General features: G+C 61.7%; 2 protein-coding genes and 1 pseudogene. 1 reads left to right on the forward strand and 2 read right to left on the reverse strand.

Going from position 1 to position 2,171, the window contains the following annotated elements; all coding sequences use genetic code 11:
* Both Q0G75_RS09275 and Q0G75_RS09280 read right to left on the reverse strand, forming a co-directional pair.
* Positions 1-392: pseudogene (locus Q0G75_RS09275) on the reverse strand (protein-ADP-ribose hydrolase); the annotation flags it as partial.
* 107 nt (positions 393-499) lie between these two features.
* Positions 500-1,273 carry a nuclear transport factor 2 family protein gene (locus Q0G75_RS09280; protein WP_294414605.1) on the reverse strand — a complete coding sequence of 258 codons (774 nt, stop codon included), beginning with the start codon at positions 1,271-1,273 and terminating at the stop codon, positions 500-502.
* Positions 1,274-1,416: 143 nt separating this feature from the next.
* Between Q0G75_RS09280 and Q0G75_RS09285 the strand changes: the two genes are divergently transcribed.
* Positions 1,417-1,791: a helix-turn-helix domain-containing protein gene (locus tag Q0G75_RS09285; RefSeq protein WP_294414606.1), complete on the forward strand. Its 375-nt coding sequence runs from the start codon at positions 1,417-1,419 to the stop codon at positions 1,789-1,791.
* Positions 1,792-2,171 lie beyond the last annotated feature (380 nt).

The following is a 2,171-nucleotide window of genomic DNA, read 5'->3' on the forward strand; positions in this document are numbered from 1 at the left end:
TAGGTGTGGATGGCGTTGTCGATGCAGTGGTGGCCTGGCACCCAGCAACCCAGCAACCGGGAGTTCGCCGCGTTCACCACGACGTCGGCGGCGAGCGTGGTGATGTCTCCGCGCCAAAGGCTCAGGCGTCCGTCCAGCGGCGCTCGGGGCAGCGCACCGACATCGACTATCCCCGCCTCGGCGATGCGGTCTTGGAGCATGCGGTCCTGTGCGGCGAAGAACTTGTCAGTCGCCGGCATCGGCTCGCGCACGTTCACGAGGGCGCGGTAGGCTTCGAAGAGGGCTCTCTCATCGCCTTCCAGCGATGCCGCCGTTTCGCGGGCCTTCTCCGTCCCGAACCGCTCGGCGGCCAAATAGCTGACGCAGTAGGCAAGGTCTTTCATCCGTTTCATCCTCCTATCCTCAGCAACGCCCGTGCGGGCATGTCTCTTGCCTCCCCGCAATCAGCCGTGGCGCCTCTTGCGGAAGGCGCCACGGCGTTCCCTGTTCCGGCGAGTCGCTAAAACTTGCCGTTTTCGTTCTGCCAGTCAGCCCGGTCGGCGATGGTCTCCATGACGTCCCAGTGCTCAGCAATCTTACCGTCCTCCACGCGCCAGAGGTCATAGTACGACGTGGGCTTGCCGCCGAAAGTGCCCTCGCTCACGCCCAGGACGAAGTTGCCCTGCGCGAGAACCTGATGGGTCCTGTCGTAGATCATCTGGATGCCGTTCGCGGCGAGCGCCTCGAGCGCGGCACCCAAGCCGGAGAGCCCGTCGGCGATCCCGGTGTTGTGCTGGAGGTAGACGTCGCCCTTGAAGTACTCCGGGGTCTTCTCGGGGTGCTTCCCCTGCATGACGTCTACGAGGAATGCCTCGACGAGGGCTCGGTTCTCCTCCGTCTTGCCGAGATCGGAGGCCTCGATGGAGCCGTCGATCTGCGTGCGACCGGAGGGATTCGGTCCGGCGACGTCGGCAAGATTATCCCAGTGCTCGGCGATGAGTCCCTGGCCGTTGAAGCGGAAGATGTCGAAGGCAACCTGCTCACCAGCCCCCGCGAAGTTGTAGACGGTCTGCAGAAACACCTTGTCGCCGTCCTCAAACGCGCGGACGTTTCTCACCGTCGTCTTGACGGGCGCGGAGGCCAGGTACTTCACGGACCCGACGAACGCGTCGCGGCCCGTGCCGTAGGCGAGGTTGTGCTGAATGTAGCCCTCGTCGAGGAGGCTCGCCGCCAACTCAGCGTCTCCAGTGGCGAACGTACCGATGAGTTCGAGCGCTTTCTGGGTGTTGCTCATGTTCGTTCCTTTCCCTGCGGGTCTGCGGCCCTTCTCGCCGTTTGCTTGACTTCATGGTAAAATCTGTGGTGCAAAACGAAAAGTAGGCACAATAAAGTGCTGTAGGTACCTTTAGGTAACCAAGGATAAACAGGTGGTTCGCAATGAGCGACGATGAAATCGGCTACACCGAATACCGCAATGACGAGCTTCCCGAGAGAAGCAGCCTCCCCGCCTGTCCGGTGGAGACCTGCGTGTCCCTGATCGGCAGCAAGTGGAAACTGCTCATAATGCGAGACCTGCTCCTGAACGGCTCGATGAGATTCAAGGCCCTCCAGCGCAGCATCGGGGGCGTCTCCCAGAAGGTCCTCACCACGAATCTGCGAAACATGGAGGACGCAGGGCTCATCGTCAGGAGGGTCTACGCAGAGGTCCCACCCCGCGTCGAGTACTCCCTCACGGAGCTGGGCCAAAGTCTGAGGCCCATCATGGATTCCATGTGGGTATGGGGGGAGTCGTACCAGGCTTTAGCGAAGTAATGCCTTCCTTTTTTGGGTTTGCCCAGATGCTTGCCGATAACGCCGGCGCGGCTACATAGCTCCTGCCATCGCATGGCACTGTATTCAAGGTGCCTATATCTGATCAGGGAATAAAGAATGGATCGGCAACACCTATCCGGGCGAGTCCGGGAGGGAAAGCCCCGCCAGACGGCAACCCTCTAAAGGCTATGGCGCTTCCCCAGCGGCGCGCGCCATAACCGCGGTTGGGGAAGCTCCGCGAGACGCCCTCCCGATTCGAACGACCCCTTGTCGGGATACCCCTTCGCCAGGAACCCCTGACAGCAATCAGGACCACCCGCATAGCGGGTGGTTTGCTCTTAGGGTATAACCCATGGAAGGCCGGCGCGCGCCTAAAGACG

The sequence above is a fragment of the uncultured Senegalimassilia sp. genome (genome assembly GCF_934636665.1).
In the GTDB taxonomy this organism is placed as follows: domain Bacteria; phylum Actinomycetota; class Coriobacteriia; order Coriobacteriales; family Eggerthellaceae; genus Senegalimassilia.

Excerpts from the sequence above, each read along its gene's own strand:
- Q0G75_RS09280 (WP_294414605.1), bottom strand. The coding sequence starts at position 1,273 with ATGAGCAACACCCAGAAAGCGCTCGAACTCATCGGTACGTTCGCCACT.
- Q0G75_RS09285 (WP_294414606.1), top strand. The coding sequence starts at position 1,417 with ATGAGCGACGATGAAATCGGCTACACCGAATACCGCAATGACGAGCTT.